Below are 25,003 nucleotides of genomic sequence, written 5' to 3'. Positions count from 1 at the left end.
ATTTACCATCATGGACATCCTGCAAGTCAAAGACCTGAAAAAATATTTCTCCTCGCAGCGTGCAGTGGACGCCATCAGCTTCAGCCTGCAAAAGGGATCTATCTTCGGACTGCTGGGGCCCAACGGCGCCGGCAAGACGACCCTCATCCGTATGATCACCGGCATCTTTTACCCCGATGAAGGAGAGATCCTCTTCGAAGGAAGACCCTTCCACCCCGCAAAGGACATTGTCCATATCGGTTATATGCCGGAAGAAAGGGGCCTGTACAAAAAGATGAAGATCGGAGAGCAGGCCGTTTACCTGGCCCGGCTGAAAGGCCTTGGCAAACAGGAAGCCACCGAAAAAGTCAGGGAGTGGTTCATCAAATTCGAAATGCAGAGCTGGTGGAATAAAAAAGTAGAGGACCTCAGCAAAGGCATGGGACAAAAGCTCCAGTTCGTCACTACCGTATTGCACGAACCCCGGCTCATCATCCTGGACGAGCCCTTCAGCGGTCTGGATCCCGTCAACTCCAATCTCATAAAGGACGAGATCTACGCGCTGGCACGCAAAGGCAGCACCATTATCTTCAGCACCCATCGCATGGAGCAAGTGGAAGAGATCTGCGATCACATCATCCTTGTCAACAAAGGCCGGAAGATCCTGGACGGCAGCGTAGCCGGCGTCAAACAGCAATTCAAGGAAAATCTTTTCAGCATCGGCCTCGACGACCCCGATGCAGCATCGCTCACAACGACGACCGCCTTCGAAATAGTCGGCCGCAAAGAAGGCCACCTCATCGTAAAGATCCGTGAAGGTTACAGATCCAACGATGTATTGTCGCATTTCATCAACGAAGGGCGGAATATCGACGCCTTCACGGAAATACTTCCGTCATTGAACGATATTTTCATCCGGCTGGTGGAAGGAACGCCGCTCGCCCGCCAATTCCAACCCGTCACGGCTTAACCGAATGCTATGAGCAAGAACACCCATAATAACAAGATCTGGCTGATCACGAGAAGAGAATACTTCACCCGCGTACGCAATAAAACCTTTCTCCTCTCCACTTTCCTCCTGCCCCTCATGATCATCCTCTTTATTGCAGGATCCGTCATCGTCGCGTCACAGGGAAAGAGCCGGTACCGCATCGCCGTAATAGACGCAAACGGCTATTTTAAGAACTATCTCAAAACAGATAGCGCCCTGGCCTTCGACTTTTCCCCGGGCATCGATACCCTGAATTATGCAGACAAAGGATGCACGGCAGTACTCATCATCCCCCTCCTGCCGGAAGGACAGAAGACCATCTATCGCCTGAAATACAAAAAGCAATTGGGACTGGCCGCCGCCAGCGATCTGGAACAAAGGATCGGCAATGCCATCGTGGATCACCAGATCTATGAAAAGACTAGCATCAGCCGGAGCAGACTGGATTCCATCCGGAAAAACGCCGACATCGCCGAGATGCATAGCTTCGAAGATCGCGGCACCGTGGCAAAGGCCTCCAGCCAGGGCGCCTCTACCGCTGTCGGATATGTCAGCGGCATACTTATTTATATGCTGACCTTTATTTATGGCGCAGCCGTCATGCGTGGCGTCATGGAAGAAAAGACCAATCGCATCGCCGAGGTCATCGTAAGCTCCGTAAAGCCATTTCAACTGATGATGGGAAAGATCATGGGCATCGGCGCCGTCGGCCTCACCCAATTCCTGCTCTGGGTGATCTTCCTCTTCGGCCTCACCCTCGTAGCCCAGCTGCTGATACCCCATGACGTCATGAGGGAGGTCCAGCAGCTGCAACAAGCCAATGCCATGGGCAATATTTCTGCCGCACCCGTGAGCCAGACCGCACAAAAAGTCTCCCAGATCACAGGCTTTCTCAGCGCGCCTAACTGGGGGCTGATCCTCGTCTGCTTTCTTTTCTATTTCATCGGCGGCTACCTTTTTTACTCCGCCCTCTTTGCCGCCGTAGGCAGCGCCGTCAATGAGGATGTGCAGGAAGCACAGTCCCTGATGCTGCCCATCACCATGCCCGTCATATTCTCTTTTTTCATTATGACCATTGCCGTGCAGGACCCCGGCGGCAAGCTCGCCGTCTGGGCAAGCATTATCCCTTTCAGCTCGCCCATCGTCATGATGGCGCGTATACCATTCGGCGTACCAGGCACAGTACCCTGGTGGCAGCTGGCCCTCTCCATGACCTTGCTGGTAGCCGGATTTATCTTCACGGTTTGGATGGCCGGCAAGATCTATCGCACAGGGATCTTAATGTATGGCAAAAAGCCCACCTGGAAGACGATGTGGAAATGGGCGTTCAAGGCTTAAATCCAACCCCCATGCCTATTTCAGACCAGTACCACTAAAATGGTATTTTTCCCCCGGAACATAGTCATTAAATTGACCTGCCCTTAGTTATCAGCAATCAATGTACATCGTAAGCGGGAATATCCCGAAGGCATTGTTTTTAAAACGATTCACATGAGTAAACAAGCACTGGTCATTAATGGAGGCATTTCCAGGGGAGCGTTTGCAGTGGGCGCTATAAAAAAGATCTTTGAATGCAGACCCGATCTCGATTTCGATATCTTCTCAGGAGGAGGTTCCGGCTCCCTGATCATTCCCTTTGTCGCGCTGAAGGACATGCAGCCGCTGGTTGAGATCTTTACAACCAAGCATAATAAGGACATCATCAGGAAATATTCCCTGTCCGAAAGGATCCTGGAAACATCCATCCTCGATGCCAGTCCCCTGTGGGGCCTGCTGGACCATTATTATACCCACGGGCTGTACAACAGGCTATGCCATACGGACAAGGAACTTTATTTCAACACCATGTGCCTGCAGACGCATGCGCTGACGGTGTTCTCCCCCCGGCATAACCCCGCCGTGGCTGCCCGTTATGCACACCGGTGCTTCGAGAACTATGATCAGTTCCTTCGGACCCTGCTGGCTTCCACCTGTCAGCCTGTACTGCTGCCACCCATCCGGATCCAGCCGCAGGAAGAGCCCATCAGACAGTATATCGATGCCGGCGACCGCGAATATGCCGGTATCGAAATGGCCATCGCCAGCGGTGCCACCGACGTCTATGTGCTCCTGCAATCACCTGAAGCACCCAACCAGGAAAATAAGGAATACCAGGACCTCTTCTCCATCCTGCAGGAGACCCTGGACATCTTTATCGCCGATGCGGCCGACAATCGCCTCATTTTACCCCACCTGTACAATGAAGGACTACGCTACATCGAGGCAGTGAAAAAGAAAATGGGCCGCCAGGGTGTATCCGCTACCACGATTGAGGACTGGTTCGATACAGGCATGACAGATAACCCCTTTTATAACAAACCCCCGGTGAGACTGCATATCATACGCCCCGACCTCCCCCTGGGAGGGGGGCCGGATGGTCTCAGCTTCGACCCGGCCGTCATGCAGGAAATGCTGGCAAAAGGAGAACAGGCCATGGAAGCGCACCTCGCCCTGACAGCCCCTCACAGGGATATAAGGATGAATGGTTAAAAAAACCGTGACGCCGGTGCAACATTTTACGAATGGTTACGTACTTTTATTACGAAGACTGTCGTAATCATGATACGGCTCACCAAAAATTAAATTACCATGTCTGTTAACCTTCCCCGCACCTATCGCGTCATACTTGTAATAGCCATTGTCGGCGTCGCTTTTTCCACGCTGGCCTGGTCCGGTGACAACAGTCATACATCCACGCCCCGCCCCGCCCTGGACACCATTCCGGCCAGGCATCCGAAGCAGGATAAAAAGGCGGCGAAGCCTGCCCGCAAGGCAGAAGAAGGCAGGGTTGCCAGGGAGCTGGACCTCCGGATCGATGCGGAAGAGCCGGACGAATGGATGGCCGGCGCCGAAGTCCTGGACGACATGGACGTCCGGTTCAACCTCGATGACCTGAAAGGGCTGAATGCCAGGATAGAGGCCGATGTGCTGAAGAACGTGGATGCCTGGAAAAGCCTGGAGTTCCTGAAAGAGCCGGATGCGCTGGAGGAGCTCAACAGCGTGGAAATAGACGAGAACGCACTACAGGAGCTGAAGGACATGAACATCGACGAGGATATATGGAACGAGCTTCGTGAGCTGAAATCAGAAATGGATTACCTGAGGGACGAGATCAACGAAGACGTCTCCGGAAAAATAGAAGATTACCGCATAAGAGAGGAGGTGAGGAGGGTAGTGGAGGCGGTACAAAGCGAGATCCCCAGAGTGCGGAGGGAAGTGGAGAAAGCAATGGAGGCCTGCAGGGATGGGGGGAAGCAGTGGCAGTAGCAAGCTTCGAGCTACAAGCCTCAAGCTACAAGAGGCTTAATTATGCGAGCTTGCAGCTTGTGGCTAGTAGCTTGTAGCTCATAAAACGAAGGCTAAACATCAACATAGATCTTAAGCCTCATGTGTAGTAGAAAAAAACGGGACTGTTCACAGTCCTGTTTCATTTTTAGCTGCAAGCTTCAAGCCTCAAGCTACAAGGGGGATATTTAAGTCTGGCTTGCAGCTTGTAGCTAACAGCTTGCGGCTTACTAAGATGCCTGCATAAGGCGTAGCAGCGGATATTCAGAATTATCTGTGTCGGAGCCCATCACTTCGGGCAGGAACTCAACGCTTAATTTTACGGAAGTCTTTTCTTTTACGGTGATATTCGGGCGCTTGCAGGATTGATACCCTTTTTTATCGAACTGTACGGTCACCTGGGCCGCCGGCAACTGGGCGAAACGATAATAACCATCCGCGTCTGTGGTCACTTCCCGGGAGCTATTGGTGCCTGGCACCAGCGCAGAGACGATCACCCCGGGCAATGGCTTCTTCGTGACGGCATCCGTCACATAGCCGTGCAGCACACCTTCGACCTTTCCATTACCGGTGTTGGCCTTAACGCAGAAAGCTACCGGGAAGAGCAGTAGCAACAGCAGCCATTTTTTATGTTTTCCCATAGTGAATCAGTTTTTGGCAGACCTCCCTAAATTTAAATGATTTTCAGGATTTCAGCAAATCGCGGTCGATTATACCTATTTCCGGGTACATTAGGATTATTTTTGCTATGTGCCGGGTTAGCTCTCTCCCAGATCTATCTCCGTATTATCCCCGATATTCAGGCTGCGTGACTCGCCTTTGACCTCCGTATCACTGCCGATCAGGGAATGGGTGAGCACGATATCATACAGGTCGGCAAAGCTGCCGATGATGGAGTCTTTAATAATGGAATAGTTCACGCGGGTCTTCTCCCCGATGGCCACATTGGGCCCTACGATGGAGTTGCGGATGTCGCAGCCGGGAGCAATGCTGACCGGCTGGATAATAATGGTATTTTCAAACTGGTGGTCGGGCGCAATGGTCCCTCCGAACTTCTTCAGCAGCTTGGCATTGGATTCCAGCAGCGTCTCCTTTTTGCCGCAATCGAACCAGTTCTGCACCCGAAACGACTGGAACTGCACACCGCCGCGGATCATACATTCGATGGCATCCGTGAGATTGTATTCCCCATAGCTCGTAAGCTGGTTGCGTATATTGCTCTCCAGGCAGTTGAACAGGCTGGCCGACTCCCGAATGCGATAAATGCCCACCAGCGCCATATTGGACTTGGGGATCTGCGGCTTCTCCACCACCCGCTCGATACTGCCGTCATCCTCCAGCTCGGCCACCCCAAAATTGCGGGGGTCGTCCACCCGCTTCACACCCAGCAAAGAGCCCGGTTTATTCAGCACCTCCTTTACATCATACTCACAAATGGTGTCACCCAGTACGATAAAAACCTCGTCTTCGCCAACGATGTTCCTGGTGAGCAATACAGCATGTCCGATCCCATGGCGCTCGTTCTGATGTACAAAATGCGCGTTGAGATCGGGATATTTCTGCTTCACATAGTCCTGGATCTTCTCTCCCAGGTAACCTACGATGAAGATGAATTCGTTGATGCCCGCTTCCAGGAGCTGATCGACGATAATGGACAGGATGGTCTTGCCTGCGAGAGGGATCAGCGCCTTAGGTTGTGTATAAGTATGCGGTCGTAATTTAGTGCCCGCCCCGGCTACTGGAATGATCGCTTTCATCAATTGTGTTTTCTTCTGTCTGTTCGTTTGGTAACCTCAGCAATTGCCGTACCGACACCGGCCCGCCGGAATTTCCTTCGTAAACGCGTGTGAAAATAGTGAATTTTCAGTTAGTTGGCATAAATTTGCGCCATGCAAAAAGACACCTTCATTTTCGACCTCATTCAGAAAGAGCTGGAACGTCAACGTCATGGCATAGAATTGATCGCTTCGGAAAACTTCACCTCCCTGCAGGTAATGCAGGCTATGGGTACAGTGCTTACCAATAAATATGCAGAGGGGTATCCCGGCAGAAGGTACTATGGCGGTTGCGAGATCGTAGACATGGTGGAACAGGAGGCGATCGACAGACTGAAAAAGATCTTTAATTGCGAATATGCCAATGTACAGCCACACAGTGGCGCACAGGCGAATGCCGCGTTATTGCTGGCCATCCTGCAGCCCGGCGACACCATCCTGGGCCTGGACCTCAGCATGGGCGGTCACCTCACGCATGGCTCTCCCGTGAATTTTTCCGGCAAATTATATCGTCCCGTATTCTATGGCGTAAAGAAAGAAGATGGCCGCGTTGATTACGATCAAATGGAGAAAGTAGCCCGCGCCGAAAAGCCCAAGGTCATCATCTGCGGCGCTTCCGCTTACAGCCGTGACTGGGATTACGCGCGCATCCGGAAGATCGCCGACGAAGTGGGCGCTTTCGTCATGTGCGACATGGCCCACCCTGCCGGCCTCATCGCGAAAGGCCTGCTCAGCAGTCCTTTCGACCATTGCCACTTCGTTACTTCCACCACTCATAAGACACTGAGAGGTCCCCGCGGCGGCATCATCCTCATGAAAAAAGATTTCGACAATCCATTCGGATTAAAGGATGTAAAAGGCAATATCCGCCCCATGAGCAACCTCCTCGACATGGCAGTCTTCCCCGGCACACAGGGCGGACCGCTGGAACACGTCATCGCTGCCAAGGCCGTCGCCTTCGGCGAGATCCTCTCCGACGGATTTACCACTTATGCCAAACAGATCATCGCTAACGCCCAGGCCATGTCGAAAGTCTTCGTGGAAAAAGGATATGACATCGTCAGCGGCGGCACCGACAACCACCTCCTGCTGATCGACCTGCGCAACAAGAACATCAGCGGCAAGAAAGGCGAGATCACCCTGGGCAAGGCGGAGATCACCGTTAATAAGAACATGGTGCCTTTCGATGATAAGAGCGCCTTTGTCACTTCGGGCATCCGTGTAGGCGTACCCGCGATCACCAGCCGCGGTATGAAGGAATCCCATATGGCCACCGTAGTGGAAATGATCGATAAGGCCCTGATGAATGCGGACAATGAAGCCGTCCTGGCAAGCCTGAAAGGCGAGGTCAACAGCTTTATGAAACAATTCCCGCTGTACCCTGAGTTAGGATAGATCACGCTAAATAAGCTGTTATGCTGCAAAGAATACAATCGGTCTGGATATTGCTGGCTGCCATCTGCGCTGCCCTGACATTCAAATTTTCCTTTTACAGCGGCAATAAGGCCGTCGACGTCACAGGCCACAGATTCGCAAGCGTCACCGCTACCACCAGTGTGCTGATCCTCCTCATCACCGTCATCATCACGGCCGGCGCCCTCATCAACATCTTCAACTATAAGAACAGGAGGAGACAGATCTGGATCAACATCGGGCTCGCCGTCCTCGCTCTCCTGAATATCTTTCTCTATAATAAAGAAACCCAAAGCTTCACAGAAGGGAAATACGACCTGACAGCCGTCCTGTCATTCGTCATCCCCATCTTCCTTATCCTCGCCGTCCGGGGTATCATGAAGGACGACAAGCTGGTGAAAAGCGCCGACAGATTACGCTGATAATCAATCTTATAAAGATCGTGCTCTCAAGATCCTAAAAAATTCTTTTGGTGAATTGTAATTTAGTTTTAATTTTGTCTAACGGTGTTAAATTATTTACGATAGTAAAACATCACACTAAATGGGGAGCAAGGAACGCATACACAGGCTGAAAGAAAATACAAAGGTGAATATCATCAACGCGGCCCACGAGATCGTGAAGGAAGAGGGCTGGCAGGCACTGAGCATGCGCAAGATCGCTGAGAAGATCGAGTACACGGCCCCCATGATCTACGAGTACTACGCCAACAAAGAAGGCATTCTCCTGGAGCTGACTAAAAAAGGTTACCTCCTGCTGGGCGAACGGATGAAAGAAGCGCGGGACAGCTACGAAACCCCGGAGGAACAGCTGGACGCCATCTGGCTCGCTTACTGGAACTTTGCCTTCGAAGAGAAAGAATATTACCAGCTCATGTTTGGTGTACAGGTCAACTGTTGCGTAATGGAAGACCTCCTCCCGCTGGAATCCACCCCCTATGGCATCGCTACAAAGCCGATCATGCAGCTGATGGGTATCAGCGATGCGGAAGACGACCGTGTATGTACGAAATACTACACCTACTGGTCTATCGTTCACGGCCTGGTATCCATCAACATCGTCCGGAAAGGCGCATCGGACGAGATAAATCGCCAGATCCTGAAAGATGCCATCACAGGCATCACCCGAACCTTGAAAAACTAAGAATAGCACAGCCGCAGGCGGTGAAAAAATACCCCGGGCGGCAAACAAAACAATCTCTTGTCTGTTGACGCCGGTGAGAGATCAAACCCAACCGGAGGATCCGGCCATCGGCCTGCTGCCGGAACCAGCAATGCTTGCTCATTTTGAAAAAAATTCGAGCTTTTTTTTACCCTGTCCATTTAACAGTGGTAAATTATTTAGAGACGGTCAATTTTTTTATGATTCTAAGTTAACATCATTAAACAATTTAATAACGTTATGAGAAGTTTAATTTTCTTCCCCGCATTTGTCGTCGCCGCAGCTGTCATCATTGCAGGCTGCTCTTCCGCACAAGGCAACCAGGCTCCTCCACCGCCGCCTGCGCTGCCGGTTCTGCAGCTGGATAACAGTTCAACCACTACCTTTACGGAGTTTTCCGCTTCGCTGGAAGGGAAGACCAACGTGGAGATCCGCCCCCAGGTCAGCGGCTACCTGGACAAGATCTATGTAGAAGAAGGCGCCTACGTATCCGCAGGTCAGCCTCTGTTTAAGATCAATGACCGGCCCTATGGCGAGCAGGTCAACAACGCACAGGCCAATGTCCTGGCAGCCAAAGCCAATATGGAAAAGGCAGCCATCGAAGTAGGCAGGCTCCAGCCGCTGGTAGACAATAAAGTGATCTCGGATGTGCAGCTGAAAGCCGCACAGGCCGAATACGAAGCCGCCAAAGCCGCCGTCAAACAGGCAGAGGCCGCCGGCAACAACGCAGGCATCAACCTCGGCTACACTTTGGTGAAGGCGCCCGTCAGCGGTTTCATCGGCAGGATCCCTTTCAAAACAGGCAGCCTCGTAGGAAAAGGTGAGACGCAGGCACTGACCGTCCTCTCCGACGTGAAAGAAGTATATGCTTACTTCTCCATGAGCGAAAAGGATTTCTTACAGTTCACCGGCGAATCCACGGGTAAGACCATCGCAGAAAAAATAAAAGGAATGCCGGCAGTCGGGCTGCAGCTGGCCGATAAGTCCCTCTATCCCGCTAAGGGCAGGATCGAGTTGATGGAAGGCCAGTTCGACAAGAACATCGGGACCATCCAGTTCCGCGCCGTGTTCCCCAACGCAGAAGGGCTCCTGCGCACCGGCAGCACCGGCAAGATCCTAATCCCCAAAGCCACAGGTAATACCCTGGCCGTACCCCAGCAAGCCACCTATGAATTGCAGGATAAGGTCTATGTATTCGTCCTGGGAGATTCCAATAAAGTAGTCAGTCAACCCATCACCATCACCGGGCAGACCACTTCGTACTATCTCGTCAATAAAGGCGTACAGCCCGGACAGAAGATCGTCTTCGCCGGTATGGACCGCCTGAGAGACGGCGCCGTGATCCAGCCGCAGGTGTTGCCGGCAGACAGCGTGCGCCGCGCTATGCCGCTGGAACCGTAGAGACTTCCGGACCCGTACACAGAATTGAAGTTTTACACCCTTGAAACGGACTTGTCGAGGTCTGTAGGGCCATCCTTTAACTATAACAAAGAGAATTTGTATGCTTAAGAAATTTATCGAAAGGCCGGTGTTATCAACGGTTATTTCCATCATCTTACTTTTACTGGGCGGATTATCCCTTTTCAGTCTGCCTATTACCCTCTTCCCGGACATCGCGCCTCCAAGCGTGGTGGTGGCGGCCTCCTATCCGGGCGCTAACGCGGAAGTGGTAGCGCGCTCGGTAGCCACTCCCCTGGAAGAAGCCATCAACGGCGTGGAGAACATGACCTACATGACCTCCAACTCCAGCAATGACGGCAGTATGAGCCTCACGGTGTACTTCAAGCAGGGTACGAACCCGGACATCGCATCGGTCAACGTGCAGAACCGTGTGGCCAAGGCCACCAGCCAGATCCCGCAGGAAGTTATCCAGGCGGGGATCTCCACCCAGAAACAACAGAACAGTATCATCATGTTCATTGGCCTCTATTCCAAAGACAGCACTTATGATGAGACTTTTTTGCAGAATTACATGAGGATCAACCTCATCCCAAAATTGCAGCGTATCCCCGGCGTAGGTGACGCACAGCCTTTCGGCACCAAGGACTATTCCATGCGTATATGGCTGAAGCCAGACCGCCTGGTAGCCAATAACCTCTCCCCCCTGGAAGTGACGGATGCCATCAAGGACCAGAGCCTGGAAGCAGCCCCCGGCCGCTTCGGGCAGAGCAGCCAGGAAGTATTTGAATATGTACTCAAATACAAGGGTAAGCTCAACCAGAATAAGGACTATGAGAACATCATCATCAAATCCAATGCGGATGGGTCGGTAGTGCGGTTGAAAGACGTCGCCCGCGTAGAATTCGGTTCCTATACTTACTCTTCCAACAGCAAGCTCAACGGCAACCCTACTTCCGGTCTGGCCATCTTCCAGACGGCCGGCTCCAACGCCAACGAGATCCTTACCCAGGCACAGAAGATGCTGAAAGAATTCGACAAGGATCTGCCCAGGGGCCTTGAGTCCACCATCATGTACAACTCCAAGGATTTCCTGGACAGCAGCATCGACCAGGTGAAACATACCCTGATCGAAGCCTTTATCCTGGTGTTTATCGTGGTATTCCTCTTCTTACAGGACTTCCGGAGCACCCTGATCCCGGCCATCGCCGTACCAGTGGCGATCATCGGTACCTTCTTCTTCCTGCAGCTCTTCGGCTATACCATCAACCTGCTGACGCTGTTCGCGCTGGTGCTGGCCATCGGTATCGTGGTGGATGACGCCATCGTGGTCGTGGAAGCCGTACACTCCAAGATGGAGCTGACGGGGCAAGGCCCCCGCGAGGCCACGGTCAACGCGATGAGCGAGATCTCCGGCGCCATCGTATCCATTACGCTGGTGATGGCCGCGGTGTTCGTTCCGGTGGGCTTCATGCAAGGCCCGGCCGGCGTGTTCTACCGCCAGTTCGCCTTTACCCTGGCCATCGCCATCCTTATCTCTGCCGTCAACGCCCTTACGCTGAGCCCCGCGCTTTGCGCCCTCTTCCTGAAGAGCCCAGAAGGCGAACACGGAAAGAAAAAGGGTTTCCTGGGCCGTTTTTACAACGCATTCAACGCAGGTTTCCAGGGCATGACCAACCGGTACCTGAATAGCCTCCGTTTCCTCTTCCGTCGGAAATGGATCGCCATCGGTGCACTGATCATCATCGCCGGAGCCACCTTCTTTATGGCGAAACAAACGCCCACCGGATTTATTCCCACGGAAGACCAGGGATTCGTACTCTATGCAGTCAACACCCCTCCTGGTTCTTCTCTCGATAAAACACGCAAGGCCATGGAAGAGATCGACAGCCTGGTAAAACAGGAAGTCTTCTCCGACAGGCGGTACAACGTGGAAGGCTTGAACTTCATCTCCAATGCCAATGCCTCTCCTTATGGCGCCGGCTTCATCCGGATGAAACCCTATGACGAACGTGGCCCGATGAAGGATGCGACGCAGATCTCCAACTACCTGTCTGGCAAGATCGCCACCCAGGTGAAGGATGCGCATGCTTTCTTCTTCACCTTCCCTACCATACAAGGTTTTGGTAACGTGGCCGGTTTCGAGTTCATGCTGCAGGATCAGCGCAATGGCTCGTTGGACAAGCTGGGCGCTACCGCCAATGAATTCATCGGCGCGCTGTTCCAGCGTCCGGAGATCGCCTATGCCTTTACGACCTTTGCCTCCGGCAACCCTCAGTTCATGATGGACGTGGACTATAACAAGGCCAAACAGTTCGACGTCTCGGTCACCGATCTGATGAAGACCATGCAGGTGTATTACGGTAGTAGCTTTGTCAGCGACTTCAACCGCTTTGGCAAATACTATCGCGTCATGGCCCAGGCTGACGTGCCCTACCGCGCCAACAAGAATTCGCTCGACGGTATCTATGTCAAGAGCAAGGGAGGCCAACTGGTCCCCGTTAACCAGCTCATCACCCTGAGAAGGGTATACGGTCCCGAGACCGTCACCCGTAACAACTTATACAACGCCGTTACCATCAACGGCATCCCCAAGCCCGGCTATAGCACAGGCGACGCCATCCGCGCCATCGAAGAGACAGCAAAGACGGCACTGCCGAGGGGATATGGTATAGAATGGACGGGGATGACCCGGGAGGAACGGTCGGCAGGCGGTCAGCTGATCTTCATCTTCATCCTCAGCCTGATATTCGTCTACTTCCTGCTCGCCGCCCAATACGAAAGCTATATCCTGCCACTGGCCGTCGTTCTCTCGATCCCGGTGGGTGTGTTTGGGGTATTTGCCTTCCTGAAGATCCTCGGCGTAGATAATAATATATATGTACAGGTGAGCCTCATCATGCTGGTGGGCCTGCTGGCCAAGAATGGTATCCTGATCGTGGAATACGCCGTACAGCGCCGCCGTCACGGATTGTCGCTGATAGATTCCGCGCTGGAAGCCGCAAAGCTGCGCCTTCGTCCTATCCTGATGACCTCCTTTGCCTTCATTGCCGGGTTGGGACCCTTGCTGGTTGCGAAAGGCGCTTCGGCCCTGGGTAACCGTAGCATCGGTACAGGCGCCATCGGAGGTATGTTTACAGGTGTGATCCTGGGCGTGTTCATCGTGCCGGTGCTCTTCGTCATCTTCCAGTATTTGCAGGAGAAGATCCGCCGCAAGCCTACTGCACCCACTGCACCTGCCGCACCTGCCGCACCCATTGCCCCGTCTCCCCTGACGCCACGCGGTTCCGGCGGAGCCATACCTTCCTTAGGCATGGGCACGCCGCTGGTAGCCCTGGGCCTCATCCTCACCCTGGCCTTCAGTGCCTGTAAGGTATCGAAGGACGTGGCTACGCCGCAGCCCGAAGTGCCTGCCGACTTTAGCCAGACAGCCCGTACGACCAGTACGGCTACCGCGGACAGCGCCGGCATCGCCGCATTGCCCTGGAAGGACCTCTTTGCGGATGCCACCTTACAGCAGCTGATCGACAGCGCCATCGCAAAGAACTACGACATGCAGCTGGCCCTGAAGAACATCGAATCTTCGAGACTGACATTGAGACAATCCAAACTGGGCTACCTGCCGGAAGTGAACTTGAATGTAACAGCCAGTACCAGCCGTCCTTCCGACAATAGTCTCAACGGTAAATCGTTGAGCACATTCATCGGCTCGAAACATGTCGAAGACTATTCCGCCAATGTGGGCCTCTCCTGGGAAGCCGACATCTGGGGAAAGATCCGTAGCCAGAAGTCCAGGGCGCTCGCCGGCTACCTCCAGACGGAAGAAGCCCGCAAAGCCATACAGACCAACATCGTAGCCAGCGTATCCCAGGGGTATTACAACCTGCTGATGCTGGACGAGCAGCTGGCCATCGCCCACAGGAACGTGTCGCTCAACGACAGCACCCTGCAGATCATCCGCCTGCAATTCGATGCAGGGCAGGTGACAGCCCTTGCCGTACAGCAGGCAGAAGCACAGGAGAAAGTGGCAGCAGCCCTGGTCCCCCAGCTGGAACAGGAGATCCTCCTGCAGGAGAACGCGCTCAGCATCATCGCCGGTCAGCTCCCCGCACGCATCGCGCGCAATACGACACTGGCGCAGATCCCTGTACGGGATGAGCTCTCTGCGGGCGTACCCACTGCCATGGTCAACCGCCGTCCGGATGTAAGGAGCAATGAGCTGGCCCTCACCATCGCCAATGCGAATGTAGGGATCACCAAGGCCAGCATGTACCCCTCCCTAACCATCACGGCCCAGGGAGGCCTCAACAGCTTCAAAGCCAGCAACTGGTTTAACATCCCCGCCAGCCTTTTCGGCATTGTAGGCGGAGGCCTTACACAACCCCTGTTCAAACGCCGCGAGCTGCGTACCCAATACGAGCTGGCAAAGATAGACAGGGAAAAGTCGGTGATCCAGTTCCGCCAGTCGGTGCTCACCGCCGTCGGTGAAGTATCCGATGCATTGGGACGGATAGAGAAGCTGAAAGAGCAGCAGGTCATCGTCGCTTCCCGCGTCAATACGCTGCAGCAGGCAACGAGCAATGCCAACATGCTTTTCCGCAACGGCCTGGCTACCTACCTGGAAGTGATCACTGCGCAAAGCAATGTACTGCAAAGTGAGCTGGAGCTGGCCAGCCTGAAAAGAGACCAGTTGGATGCTGTCGTAGGACTATATAAGTCGCTCGGCGGCGGATGGAAATAAATAAAAGACAGGATATAATTGTAGGGGGAAGGATTTGAAGTAAAGAAAGGATCAGTTTGCATTTACCCTTTTCGGTCCCCGGGCGTATCGTTCCCCCAATGAACGCCCGGCGGACCGATTTTTTTTTGTTACCTTAAAGGCCATTAACACATGGTCTCTCTCTGGGCAAAATACAAGCACCTCTGGCAACGGGCCGACCTCCCCGCCCGCTGTCTTATTTTTCGCGAAGGCGACATCCCCCAAAAGGTATACTTCATCAAACAGGGCGCCGCACGCGCCTGGTTCAACCATGGCGACAAAGACATTTGCTTCCAGTTCTTCTTCGAGGGAGACGTGATCTACGCTTCGGAAAGCATCCGGAAAAAAGCGCCCACCCCCTTCAGCGCGGAAACCCTGGAAGCCTGCCAGATCTACTGGATGAGCGCCGCCGACCTGGAAAAGATCCGGCAGGATGCGCCTTTATACCATCTCATCCTGGATAAAGTGGTGGAAAGACAGTCGGAGTTCCTGCGGCATTTTTTCACCTTCCTCAAGGACAGTCCCCGGCAACGCTATGAAGACCTGCTGAAAAATAAGCCGGAGATCATCCGCCGCGTTCCCCTGCAATATATTGCCTCGTACCTGGGCATCACGCAGGTGTCCCTCAGCCGGATCAGGGCACGCAATACCAAAGGCCGTATTTAACGATTGTAAAATTATTTCTACCGATAACCCCGGACCTTTGATCCTCTAAATACAACCACCATGGCATGGGCAATTCCCGTCTTCCGCGTCTTCGACTATGCAAAGACCATCCAATTCTATGTTGACTGGCTGGGATGCACCGTCGTATTTGAACACCGGCCCGACAATACTCCCTTCTATATGCGCGTGGCCATACAGGACCTCGTATTCGACCTTTCGGAACATCATGGGGAATGTTCGCCCGGAGGGCGTTTCACCATCGAGGGCTTCAAAGGGCTCGAAGCATATCACCGACAGCTGATGGAAAAAAAATATACGTACAACCGCCCCGGACTGGAGCGCGTGGAATGGGACCCCGGCACCCTGGAAATGACGGTGATCGATCCGTTTTACAACCGTATCATCTTTAATGAAAAAAGGCCATTGCATTGACGAGGCTTTTCCTGGAGTACCTTACAGGAATCTGCCCGTATAGCTTTCCTTCACTTTCTTCAACCCCGCAGGCACGCCTGCATAGACAAGGCTCCCCCCGCCGTCGCCGGCTTCAGGTCCCAGGTCGATGATCCAATCGGCGCTGCGGATCACATCCGTATTATGCTCGATCACCAGGATGGAATGCCCCTGGTCGATCAGCGCATTAAAAGAAGCCAGTAATTTTTTGATGTCATGAAAATGAAGGCCGGTGGTCGGCTCATCGAAAATGAACAGGATATGCCCCTGTGCCCGGCCCTTGCCGAGGAAGGAAGCCAGCTTCACCCGTTGCGCCTCCCCGCCGGAGAGGGTATCGGAGGACTGACCTAATTTCACATAGCCCAGCCCCACATCGCTAAGGGGTTTTATTTTCTGCAGGATATCCTTCTCATCTTTAAAAAACTCCAGCGACTCGTCGACGCTCAGCTCCAGCACCTGGTAGATACTCTTTTCCTTATAAGTGACTTCCAGGACTTCTTCCTTGAATCGTTTGCCCCCGCATACTTCGCAGGTGAGGTGCACATCCGCCAGGAACTGCATTTCTACGATCTGCTCCCCTTCTCCTTTACAGGTGTCGCAGCGTCCGCCATCCACGTTGAAGGAAAAATGTTTGGGTTGGAAACCCCGCAATTTACTCAGGGGTTGCCTGGCGTACAGGTCGCGGATCTCGTCATATGCCTTGATATAAGTGACAGGATTGCTCCGGGATGATTTGCCGATGGGGTTCTGATCCACCAGCTCTATCTGGGACAGGTAGTCGATATCGCCCTTCACCGCCTTGTGCAGCCCTACCTTGTCGGCTGGCTCGCCCTTAATCTTCTGGAGGGCAGGATACAGGATCTGCTTTACCAGGGTGGTCTTGCCGCTGCCGCTGACGCCGCTGACGACACACAGGGTGTCCAGTGGGAATTCCACGGTGATGTCCTGGAGATTATGCTGGCGGGCGCCTTCCACGGTGATGGACCTTTTCCATTTCCGCAGATCTGCCGGAGGCGCGATGGTCAGCTCCCCTTTCAGGTATTTGCCGGTCAGGCTGTCTTCATCGGCGATCAGCTCCTCATAATTTCCGGAAGCCACTACTTCCCCGCCCAGGTGACTGGCCAGAGGCCCCATGTCGATGATATAGTCCGCTTCGCGCATCATCATCTCATCGTGCTCCACCACTACCACCGTATTACCCAGGTCGCGCAGCTCCTTCAGCACGCGTATGAGCTTCTGGGTATCCCTGGAATGAAGTCCGATGGAGGGCTCGTCCAGTATATAAAGGGAATTGGTCAGGTTGCTGCCCAGGCTGCGGGTCAGCTGTATGCGCTGGCTTTCGCCGCCGCTGAGGGAATTGGCCAGCCGGTCCAGGGTGAGATAGCCCAAACCCACGTCCAGCAAGGTATCCAGTCTGTGACGTATTTCGATCAGCACTCTTTTGGCTATCTGCTGGTCATGGATATCCAGTTGCAGCTGATCGAACCATTGGATCAGGTCCTTCACAGGCATCTCGCATAGTTCACCCAGATGTTTGCCCCCGACCTTTATGTACAGCGCCTCTTTGCGCAGGCGATAACCGTTGCAGTCCGGACACAGTGTCCGTCCGCGGTAGCGGGAGAGCAGTACACGGTACTGCACCTTATATAAGTTCTTCTCTACTTCGTCGAAGAAATCGTTGATGCCTTGCACATGCTCATTCCCTTCCCACAATGTCTTATACTGCGCCTTGGTCAGGTCGATGACAGGCTTATGAATGGGGAAATCGAATTTTTTGGCGGCTTTGACAAACTGGTCCTTCCACCAGACAAGTTTCTCCCCTTTCCAGGGCGCCACGGCGCCTTCATAGACGCTGAGCCGTCGATCAGGGATGACCAGGTCGGCATCGATCCCCAGCACCTGGCTGAATCCTTCACAGGTGGGGCAGGCGCCAAACGGGTTATTGAAGGAAAATAAATTAGGCACAGGCTCTTCGAACTGGATGCCATCCATTTCAAAGCGATTGGAAAAAAGCATTCTCCGCTGCCCATTGATCTCCAGCTGCATTTCGCCTTCTCCTTCGTAAAAGGCCGTTCCGACGGAGTCGGCAATCCGGTGGCGGTCGTCCTCGTCGAAATCTTTGACCACCAGCCGGTCGATGAGCACATAGATGCCCGGCGCAGCAGGTCCTCCAGAGGCGGGCACTTTGCTTTTAGGCTTGGCTTTCGTCCCCTTGCCTTTGGCAACCGGCGCGGCCGGCACCGCGGGCACGGTCTCCGTATTTAAGGTAGTAAGCCTGTTCTTCAATGCCTTCTCATCCAGTTCCAGCAGGTCTTCGATCCGCAGGGTCTCACCAGGCGGCAGATCGCTGCCCGCGATCACCGTGGAATCCGAAAGGGTGGGAACAGGCAGGGAGGAAAGATAGATCCTGGAAAATCCTTTTTGCAGCAGGATATTCAGCTCTTCCCGGGAATTACGATTCTTATTCTGCCGGAATGGTGTAAGGATCAGCACCCTGTCGTTATGGGGCAAGGCAGCAATGGCTTCCACCACGTCGGCCGTGTCATCTTTTTTCACCAGGGCGCCGGAAACAGGGGAATAGGTCTTGCCTGCGCGGGCAAAGAGCAGTCGGAGATAGTCATATATTTCCGTCATGCTGCCCACCGTGGACCGGGGAGTGCGGGTGATCACCTTTTGTTCGATGGCGATGGCCGGGCATAGTCCTTTAATATAGTCCACATCCGGCTTATTCATGCGGGCCATGAACTGCCGGGCATACGCGCTAAGGCTTTCCGCGTAGCGACGCTGCCCTTCCGCGAATAAAGTGTCGATGGTGAGGGAAGATTTACCCGAGCCGGACACACCCGTGACTACCACCAGCTTACCCCTGGGAATGGAAACGTCTATATTTTTAAGATTGTGGACCCTCGCCCCTTTTATAAATATTGCGTCAGATTGCGACGGCTGAGGAGGCTGATGTCTCAATTTCTCTTTTTTCTGTTGTTGTACTTTACCCGTGATACCCATATATACTATAATAACAAACCTACTACAATTTTGTGCACAAACATCAATGTTACTAAAAATTTGAGCCAAAGATCTCCTTGCGACGTATCACCACCATCCCTTAAAGCCAGTGTCCAACTCTCCGCCGTCCGACTTATTCCATCCTTTCTCCAAAAATTTTCTCTGGCCCCAAATTTGTCAACGGTGAGCCACCCGCTGCAGGCAAGGGTTTGCAGCCGGTCCCTCCGCCGGGAAGGCTTCGATCCGACCGAAAACCAAAAAAAAGATGGAAAAAATAACGATTTTCCGAAATCGCGCTGGCCTATAGGACAAAATAGGTACTTACCTTATTGTTTTGTGGGCGTTACAATGAATTAATTAACAAAATATTTCCCGGAATGTTGTTTTTTCCAAAAAATGTATATCTTTAAACCCGATTCACACAATAAGAATTTGTGCACATCGGGACAAAAAATGTGAATTACTTTAAAAATAGTTTAAGTTAAATTTTAAAAAAACGCTCGCCTATAGATTGAAGACTTCTACATAGAAAAACCGAACCATCTTTAAAATCCAAATATATATCCTATCACCTTCAAAAACCCGTAGAAGTTTATGACATTGCTACGCAAAAAAACCGACCATGAGCTTATCCATCAATTTCGTGATGGCGACCTGTATGCATTAGAGGCGTTAATCGTCAGGCATAAGGATAAGCTGTACACTTCCATTCTTTTCCTGGTTAAAGACAAATATCTTGCCGAGGATATTTTCCAGGACGTTCTTATCAAGATCATCGACACAATTCGTGGTGGCCGCTACACAGAAGAAGGCAAGTTCCTTCCCTGGGCAATGCGCATTGCGCACAACCTCTGCGTGGATCACTTCCGCAAGGTAAAGCGTACGCCCGCCATCAAGACCAGCGATGACCGTGATATCTTTGAGGTGCTGCACTTCACGGAAGAAGGTGCTGACACCAAGATGATGAAACGCCAAAGTCATGACCGGGTAAGGCAGATGCTGGATCTGTTGCCCGAGGATCAACGGGAGGTTATTATCCTCCGTCACTATGCGGACCTTAGCTTTAAGGAGATCGCCGCCCTCACTAACTGCAGCATCAACACCGCCCTTGGGCGCATGCGTTATGGTCTTATCAACCTGCGCAAGATGATGACTGAGAAAAAAATCGCATTATAAAATCCAATTTTACTAAAAAGTATATTTGGAATGAAAAAGATGGTAGTCATTTCGGAAATGTACGAATTCAGCATCAGGAGGAACATCGGGAAAAGTTAGTATCTCCCTCCGGTGCGGGATAATTTTGAGATGACGATTTTTTAATAATCTTTAACTACTTAAGACAACGGGGAACGGAAAGAACCGCTAACTTTAATGTGTGCAAAGATCAATTAAAAAAAATAATTTGAGTTCCTGCTCGTTAGAGCAGGGACTCTTTTTTTGTAGCAGAGCACAGCAAAAGATATTGTCATTCTGGCTCTCCATCTGACGAAGATGAGCACTTGCCCTTAGTACCTGTCGGAAGGCTGGGACAGAATGACGCCTAATTACGAAGAGGCCCGTCGAATGACGGGCCTCTTTTATTTTGAAACAGATCTTCTAGTTCTTATGAAAAGCATCCAGTCCGCACTGAAGCCATTCCGCATATTCTTTTACGCTGGGCGTGTACCCGACAGGAACATTTAATAATTTTTCATCAGGGCTGATGACAACATATAATGGCTGGGATGACTTTCTGAAATTCTCGGACTGCAACGTGGCAAATTTGTCACCGATGGTGACGATCTTTTTCTTGCTGCCGTCACTGGTAGTGAATAAAAATTGCTGATCTTCCGGCAGCTGCTTCTTATCGTCAACATACAGGGATACCAGAATATAATCATTCTTTATCAGGTCTTTTACGCCTGTCTGTGGCCATACATTCTCTTCCATGCGCCGGCAATTCACGCAGGCCCAGCCGGTGAAATCGATCAATATAGGTTTATGCTGCGCTTTGGCCATTTCAAGGGCTTTGTCGTAATCGTTGATCACTAATGCTTCCACGCCCTTACCATCGGATGGATTATGTTTATACAAACTATAAGACAATGGCGGAGGAAAGCCGCTCACCAGCGAAAGATTGGCATAACGGGTATTGGTAAGGCCCGGCACCAGATAGAGGCCAAACGCCAGGAACAGGATCGCGATGCCTATCCTGCTCTTGCTCAGCTGCGCCGGCGGCGGATCATGCTTGAATTTGATAACTCCCAGCAGATACAGCACCAGGGCAAAGTCGATGACGATCCAGATACCGAAAAAAGTCTCTCTTCTAACGAGTCCCCAGTGAGACACCAGGTCGGCGTTGGACAAATATTTCAGGGCCAGCGCCAGCTCGACAAATCCAAAAACGATCTTCACTGTATTCATCCAGCCTCCGGAGCGGGGCAATGACTGCAGCCAGTTGGGGAAAAGCGCAAAAAGAGCAAAAGGCAACCCAAGCGCCAGGCCAAAACCTGCCATGGCAAAAGTCAGCTGCACGGCCCCCCCCTGCTGTCCCAAAGCCCCCACCAGTAAAGTACCGAGAATAGGTCCCGTACAGGAGAAGGAAACAATAGCCAGTGTCAGGGCCATAAAGAAAATACCTCCCAGACTGCTCATATTCGATTTCGAATCGACTGAATTCGAGATACTGCTGGGCAAGGTGATCTCAAAAAGCCCAAAGAAAGAAAGAGCGAAGGCCAGGAATATAACAGCAAAAATGATATTGAGCCAGATATTAGTCGAAATATCGTTTAAGATATTAGCATTGTTCGCCTTCAGGAAATAAAAAGGCACGCTGATCAGGACATAAATAATAAATATAAAAAATCCATATAAGAAGGCATTGGCAACACCTTTCTTCCGGCTGGCCGATCTTTTAGTGAAGAACGATACGGTCAGAGGTATCATCGGGAATGTACAAGGCATAATAAGACCAACCAGTCCGCCTAAAAAACCAATTACAAATATTCCCAGCAGACTTTTTGACTTGCTATCATCGGCCTCCGTCCCTCCACACTTATTCACGGGATTATCCAGCTTGATAGAGCCTTTCTTCAGATCGTTGGCGCCGGCCGTTGATTCCTGGAGATCAGTGGATTTGGCCACCAGCTCCCCGGAAGCTGTGGCGACATACCGGAAAGGCACTTCTACAGGCCCTACCACAGAATCTTTATAAATGGCCATGTAGGTCACCATACCTTTCAGGTCCGATGCACCCGGCTTGAGATGCACCAGCAGCTGCACATCCTTCTCAAAGCTCCGCGTCTCCGCATTCTCAAACAGTGGCTCCTTTCTGACATCCAGCTGCCCTTTCTCTTCAATTTTATCGATGGCCGCCCTGGCAGCGCTATCCAGTGTTACCCTCGAATTAGGCAGGTCATCCTTCATGGTCGTGGAATACAGGTGCCAGCCGTCTTTTATCTTGCCATGCAGGACAAGGGTACTGACGCCTCCATCCTTCACGGCCGAAAACTCCCATTTCACGATGGCGCTCGTATCCTGCGCCCGGGCTACCTGCAGCACCACACTGAAAAGAACAAAAAGTAAAAATCTGTATCGCATGATCTTCAAAATAGGGGTAAAAAGAGCCTTAAAAACGAAACGAGTTCAAAGAACTCGTTTTTTAATTATCTTTTTCGTCGTGTAGCCGACTATCCTCCAATATTAACTTTTATATCCACGTCCGCCGGGGGCAAACATTCATGGTCATTACACACCATGAACTCCACTGTGCCTGCCAGGCTGGTCTTCACATTGCTTTTCACCTTGACCGTCACGACGAAATCCACCGTCTTTTCATAATACAGTACATCATGACCCCAGGCGCTTTCAAATTTCTTCACCACCTTGCCCACCTCTTTTACTTTGCCATTCGGAACAACCAACGGGTTCTTCGCAAACTTAAAAGTCGTGGATATCGGTCCGTCGCCCGCATTTTGTGCGTAAATGTGATAATTCCCTCCCACTGTCGCAGTCATATGGACCTCATATGTCTTATCGGCGATTTTCTTAGCAGAATATACCCAGTTCACCTGCTTGCTGGATTGGGCCATTGCCAGCGTACCCATCAAAAGGGCCAGGCCGAATAAAGCTATATTTTTAATCATATCCCAAAGTTCCGTTTGAAAATGTTACAAAAAGGCTAAATATTGACCAGCCTCGCCTGCTTGCGGACGGAAGGTTGCTTTTTATCAATGAACAACGCATGCAGGATCAACTTGCCGTCTGTATTCCCCAAAGCCTCGGAGCAGGCTCTTTCAGGATGGGGCATCATTCCGAACACATTGCCTTCTTTATTACGGATACCAGCAATATTGCGCAGGGAGCCATTGGGGTTTCCGGCTTCATTCACCACGCCGTGGGCATCGGCATACCGGTAGATCACCTGGCCATTCGCTTCCAGCTCGTCCAGGGTTTTTTCGTCGGCATAGTACCTTCCCTCTCCATGAGCAATGGGGACCATCAGCGGCTTACCCTGGTCGCCTTCGCCCCGGAGATAAACATTCTTGCTGATGAATTGCTGGTTGGCATTCCGCAGCAGGGCGCCCGGCAGCAGGTGGGACTCGCAGAGGATCTGGAACCCGTTGCAGACACCCAGCACCTTTCCCCCTTCGCCCGCAAAGCGGATCACGCTCTGCATGATGGGACTGAACCTGGCAATCGCCCCGCAGCGCAGGTAATCGCCATAGGAGAATCCGCCGGGCAGCACGATACAGTCCCCGGAGCTGAACATGCTGAGATCGGTGTCCTTATGCCACAGCATAATGACTTCCTGCCCAAGGTCATATTGCAGGGCATCCTGCATGTCACGATCGCAATTGGAACCCGGGAAAACGACTACGCCAAACTTCATTAGTGGATGATTTTTTGATCCCTCAAAGATACGAAAACAGCCTCAAGCTACAAGTCTCAAGCTGCAAGCCTGGCCCTTTTTAAGCCTTGTACGTCTAAACAAACGACTTGTGGCTTGCAGCTTGAAGCTTGTAGCTATAAAAAATAGTTGAAAGCGATGACATAAGCCACTATCAACCAATGCAGTATCAGCGGTCCCGTCGTGCGTTGGGGGTAGTAATAGGCCGCTGCATGGAAGCCGGCAAACGGTACAGCCATCACGATCCAGTTCTCGTAAGAATCGGCCCGGTTGATGAGGATAATGACGACAGCCACCACCAGGTACAGCAGCAGCAGGCTCCAGCTTTTCCGGATCTGGATCAGCATCTTGCTCAGGTTATTCTGGGCGAAATAACCGCCGGCGATGAAAGGGAGCACCAGCCAGAACATGCCCAGGGTCGTCCAGATGGAAGTAGGCATGGCCGGTAAGGTAAGCACGATATGGGGCACCACCTTATCCCACTCCCAGTGGCTGGTGAGGTACAGCACCAGGAAAAGGAAATAGTAAGGACAGGTGAACCCCAGCAGCCCCACCAGCCATTCCCTGATACGAAAAGGACGCATCGTGATCAGCCCGAACAGCACCAGCAGGAGAAAGGCCATGGCCGGTATGTATAACAGCGATACCACGCCTGTCCAGATGCCGATCCCAAAAATGGAGGAGAGGGGCCGTTGACTGTTATACAGATCGATCATCCTGTAATAGATCCAGATCATGATCGAGTTGATCAGCAGGGGAGCCGAAAAATGACCCCAATCCGGCAAAAGGGAGGTAATAATGATATAAGACATGCCCGGGAGGTAATTAGGCTTGGGCAATAGCTTATTGTGGTTGCATATGCGATTGAACAACGTAGCCTGCGAGAAGAGGATGAGAAAAGAAAGGATCGAATATACCAGGGGAGTATGGCCGAATACCTTATCCAACCCCCGGAGAATAACCCTGTACAGGTAATTGTCCTCGGGATGCAAGGCCGGCGCCACCGGATGGATAAAGAGGGAGAATTTGAGCACCAGGGCATACACCAATAATATCAGGGCATTGCCCGGGTTCTTTTGTCTGAATATTCCGATCACCGGCTATCGTTTTTAGAGTGTGCGAATTGGTCTTCTAATAAAAATTGACCAATTCTCACAAAGCGCTTATGTCTGTCCTTCGGACTAGCCCCTTCC

19 protein-coding genes are annotated in these 25,003 nt (G+C 52.1%); 12 read left to right on the top strand and 7 right to left on the bottom strand.

What is annotated here, in order from left to right; translation table 11 throughout:
- The first annotated feature begins 10 nt into the window (after nucleotides 1-10).
- The 4 genes from Q4E93_RS00140 (at nucleotide 11) to Q4E93_RS00125 (ending at nucleotide 4,276) form a co-directional block, all read left to right on the top strand.
- Nucleotides 11-949 (top strand): ABC transporter ATP-binding protein, encoded by a 939-nt coding sequence (locus Q4E93_RS00140; protein WP_303581944.1) that lies wholly within the window; start codon nucleotides 11-13, stop codon nucleotides 947-949.
- Nucleotides 950-958: 9 nt separating this feature from the next.
- Nucleotides 959-2,308, top strand: a complete 1,350-nt coding sequence (locus Q4E93_RS00135) for an ABC transporter permease (protein ID WP_303581942.1) — start codon at nucleotides 959-961, stop codon at nucleotides 2,306-2,308.
- A 153-nt stretch (nucleotides 2,309-2,461) separates the two neighbouring features.
- Nucleotides 2,462-3,499: a patatin-like phospholipase family protein gene (locus Q4E93_RS00130; RefSeq protein WP_303581940.1), complete on the top strand. Its 1,038-nt coding sequence runs from the start codon at nucleotides 2,462-2,464 to the stop codon at nucleotides 3,497-3,499.
- Between the two features lie 99 nt (nucleotides 3,500-3,598).
- Nucleotides 3,599-4,276: a hypothetical protein gene (locus Q4E93_RS00125; RefSeq protein WP_303581938.1), complete on the top strand. Its 678-nt coding sequence runs from the start codon at nucleotides 3,599-3,601 to the stop codon at nucleotides 4,274-4,276.
- A gap of 248 nt (nucleotides 4,277-4,524) precedes the next feature.
- Here the strand turns inward: Q4E93_RS00125 and Q4E93_RS00120 are convergent, their stop codons facing one another.
- Both Q4E93_RS00120 and Q4E93_RS00115 read right to left on the bottom strand, forming a co-directional pair.
- Nucleotides 4,525-4,935 carry a carboxypeptidase-like regulatory domain-containing protein gene (locus Q4E93_RS00120; protein ID WP_303581936.1) on the bottom strand — a complete coding sequence of 137 codons (411 nt, stop codon included), beginning with the start codon at nucleotides 4,933-4,935 and terminating at the stop codon, nucleotides 4,525-4,527.
- Between the two features lie 117 nt (nucleotides 4,936-5,052).
- Nucleotides 5,053-6,051 (bottom strand): sugar phosphate nucleotidyltransferase, encoded by a 999-nt coding sequence (locus tag Q4E93_RS00115; RefSeq protein WP_303581934.1) that lies wholly within the window; start codon nucleotides 6,049-6,051, stop codon nucleotides 5,053-5,055.
- A gap of 132 nt (nucleotides 6,052-6,183) precedes the next feature.
- Between Q4E93_RS00115 and glyA the strand changes: the two genes are divergently transcribed.
- From glyA to Q4E93_RS00080, 7 genes are all read left to right on the top strand, one after another.
- Nucleotides 6,184-7,464: a serine hydroxymethyltransferase gene (gene glyA, locus Q4E93_RS00110; RefSeq protein WP_303581932.1), complete on the top strand. Its 1,281-nt coding sequence runs from the start codon at nucleotides 6,184-6,186 to the stop codon at nucleotides 7,462-7,464.
- Nucleotides 7,465-7,484: 20 nt separating this feature from the next.
- The gene (locus Q4E93_RS00105) at nucleotides 7,485-7,904 is read left to right on the top strand and encodes a DUF4293 domain-containing protein (protein WP_303581931.1); all 420 of its coding nucleotides are present in this window, start codon (nucleotides 7,485-7,487) and stop codon (nucleotides 7,902-7,904) included.
- A gap of 121 nt (nucleotides 7,905-8,025) precedes the next feature.
- Entirely contained in the window at nucleotides 8,026-8,625 is a 600-nt protein-coding gene (locus Q4E93_RS00100) for a TetR/AcrR family transcriptional regulator (RefSeq protein WP_303581929.1), read from the top strand.
- A gap of 258 nt (nucleotides 8,626-8,883) precedes the next feature.
- Entirely contained in the window at nucleotides 8,884-10,044 is a 1,161-nt protein-coding gene (locus Q4E93_RS00095; protein ID WP_303581927.1) for an efflux RND transporter periplasmic adaptor subunit, read from the top strand.
- A 100-nt stretch (nucleotides 10,045-10,144) separates the two neighbouring features.
- Entirely contained in the window at nucleotides 10,145-14,782 is a 4,638-nt protein-coding gene (locus tag Q4E93_RS00090) for an efflux RND transporter permease subunit (RefSeq protein ID WP_303581925.1), read from the top strand.
- Nucleotides 14,783-14,932: 150 nt separating this feature from the next.
- Nucleotides 14,933-15,466 carry a Crp/Fnr family transcriptional regulator gene (locus Q4E93_RS00085; protein ID WP_303581923.1) on the top strand — a complete coding sequence of 178 codons (534 nt, stop codon included), beginning with the start codon at nucleotides 14,933-14,935 and terminating at the stop codon, nucleotides 15,464-15,466.
- A 60-nt stretch (nucleotides 15,467-15,526) separates the two neighbouring features.
- A complete protein-coding gene (locus Q4E93_RS00080; protein WP_303581920.1) occupies nucleotides 15,527-15,898 on the top strand; it encodes a glyoxalase superfamily protein in 372 nt (123 codons plus the stop codon).
- Between the two features lie 21 nt (nucleotides 15,899-15,919).
- Here Q4E93_RS00080 and uvrA read toward each other — a convergent pair whose 3' ends face one another.
- A complete protein-coding gene (uvrA, locus tag Q4E93_RS00075) occupies nucleotides 15,920-18,922 on the bottom strand; it encodes an excinuclease ABC subunit UvrA (protein WP_303581918.1) in 3,003 nt (1,000 codons plus the stop codon).
- A gap of 594 nt (nucleotides 18,923-19,516) precedes the next feature.
- On the opposite strand from uvrA, the gene Q4E93_RS00070 reads away from it, so the two are divergent.
- Nucleotides 19,517-20,098, top strand: a complete 582-nt coding sequence (locus Q4E93_RS00070) for an RNA polymerase sigma factor (protein ID WP_303581917.1) — start codon at nucleotides 19,517-19,519, stop codon at nucleotides 20,096-20,098.
- A gap of 420 nt (nucleotides 20,099-20,518) precedes the next feature.
- On the opposite strand, the gene Q4E93_RS00065 is transcribed toward Q4E93_RS00070, so the two are convergent.
- The 4 genes from Q4E93_RS00065 to Q4E93_RS00050 all read right to left on the bottom strand — a co-directional run bounded on the left by Q4E93_RS00065 (nucleotide 20,519) and on the right by Q4E93_RS00050 (nucleotide 24,907).
- Entirely contained in the window at nucleotides 20,519-22,501 is a 1,983-nt protein-coding gene (locus tag Q4E93_RS00065; RefSeq protein ID WP_303581914.1) for a protein-disulfide reductase DsbD family protein, read from the bottom strand.
- Nucleotides 22,502-22,590: 89 nt separating this feature from the next.
- Nucleotides 22,591-23,046 carry a protein-disulfide reductase DsbD domain-containing protein gene (locus Q4E93_RS00060; RefSeq protein WP_303581912.1) on the bottom strand — a complete coding sequence of 152 codons (456 nt, stop codon included), beginning with the start codon at nucleotides 23,044-23,046 and terminating at the stop codon, nucleotides 22,591-22,593.
- A gap of 35 nt (nucleotides 23,047-23,081) precedes the next feature.
- A complete protein-coding gene (purQ, locus tag Q4E93_RS00055) occupies nucleotides 23,082-23,792 on the bottom strand; it encodes a phosphoribosylformylglycinamidine synthase subunit PurQ (protein WP_303581910.1) in 711 nt (236 codons plus the stop codon).
- A 134-nt stretch (nucleotides 23,793-23,926) separates the two neighbouring features.
- A complete protein-coding gene (locus Q4E93_RS00050; protein WP_303581907.1) occupies nucleotides 23,927-24,907 on the bottom strand; it encodes a DUF6427 family protein in 981 nt (326 codons plus the stop codon).
- Nucleotides 24,908-25,003: the final 96 nt, after the last annotated feature.

The sequence above is a fragment of the Flavitalea plasmicola genome (assembly GCF_030546645.1).
Classification (GTDB): domain Bacteria; phylum Bacteroidota; class Bacteroidia; order Chitinophagales; family Chitinophagaceae; genus Puia.
Note: the sequence above shows the minus strand (reverse complement) of the source record. Positions and strands in the feature narration are given on the sequence as shown.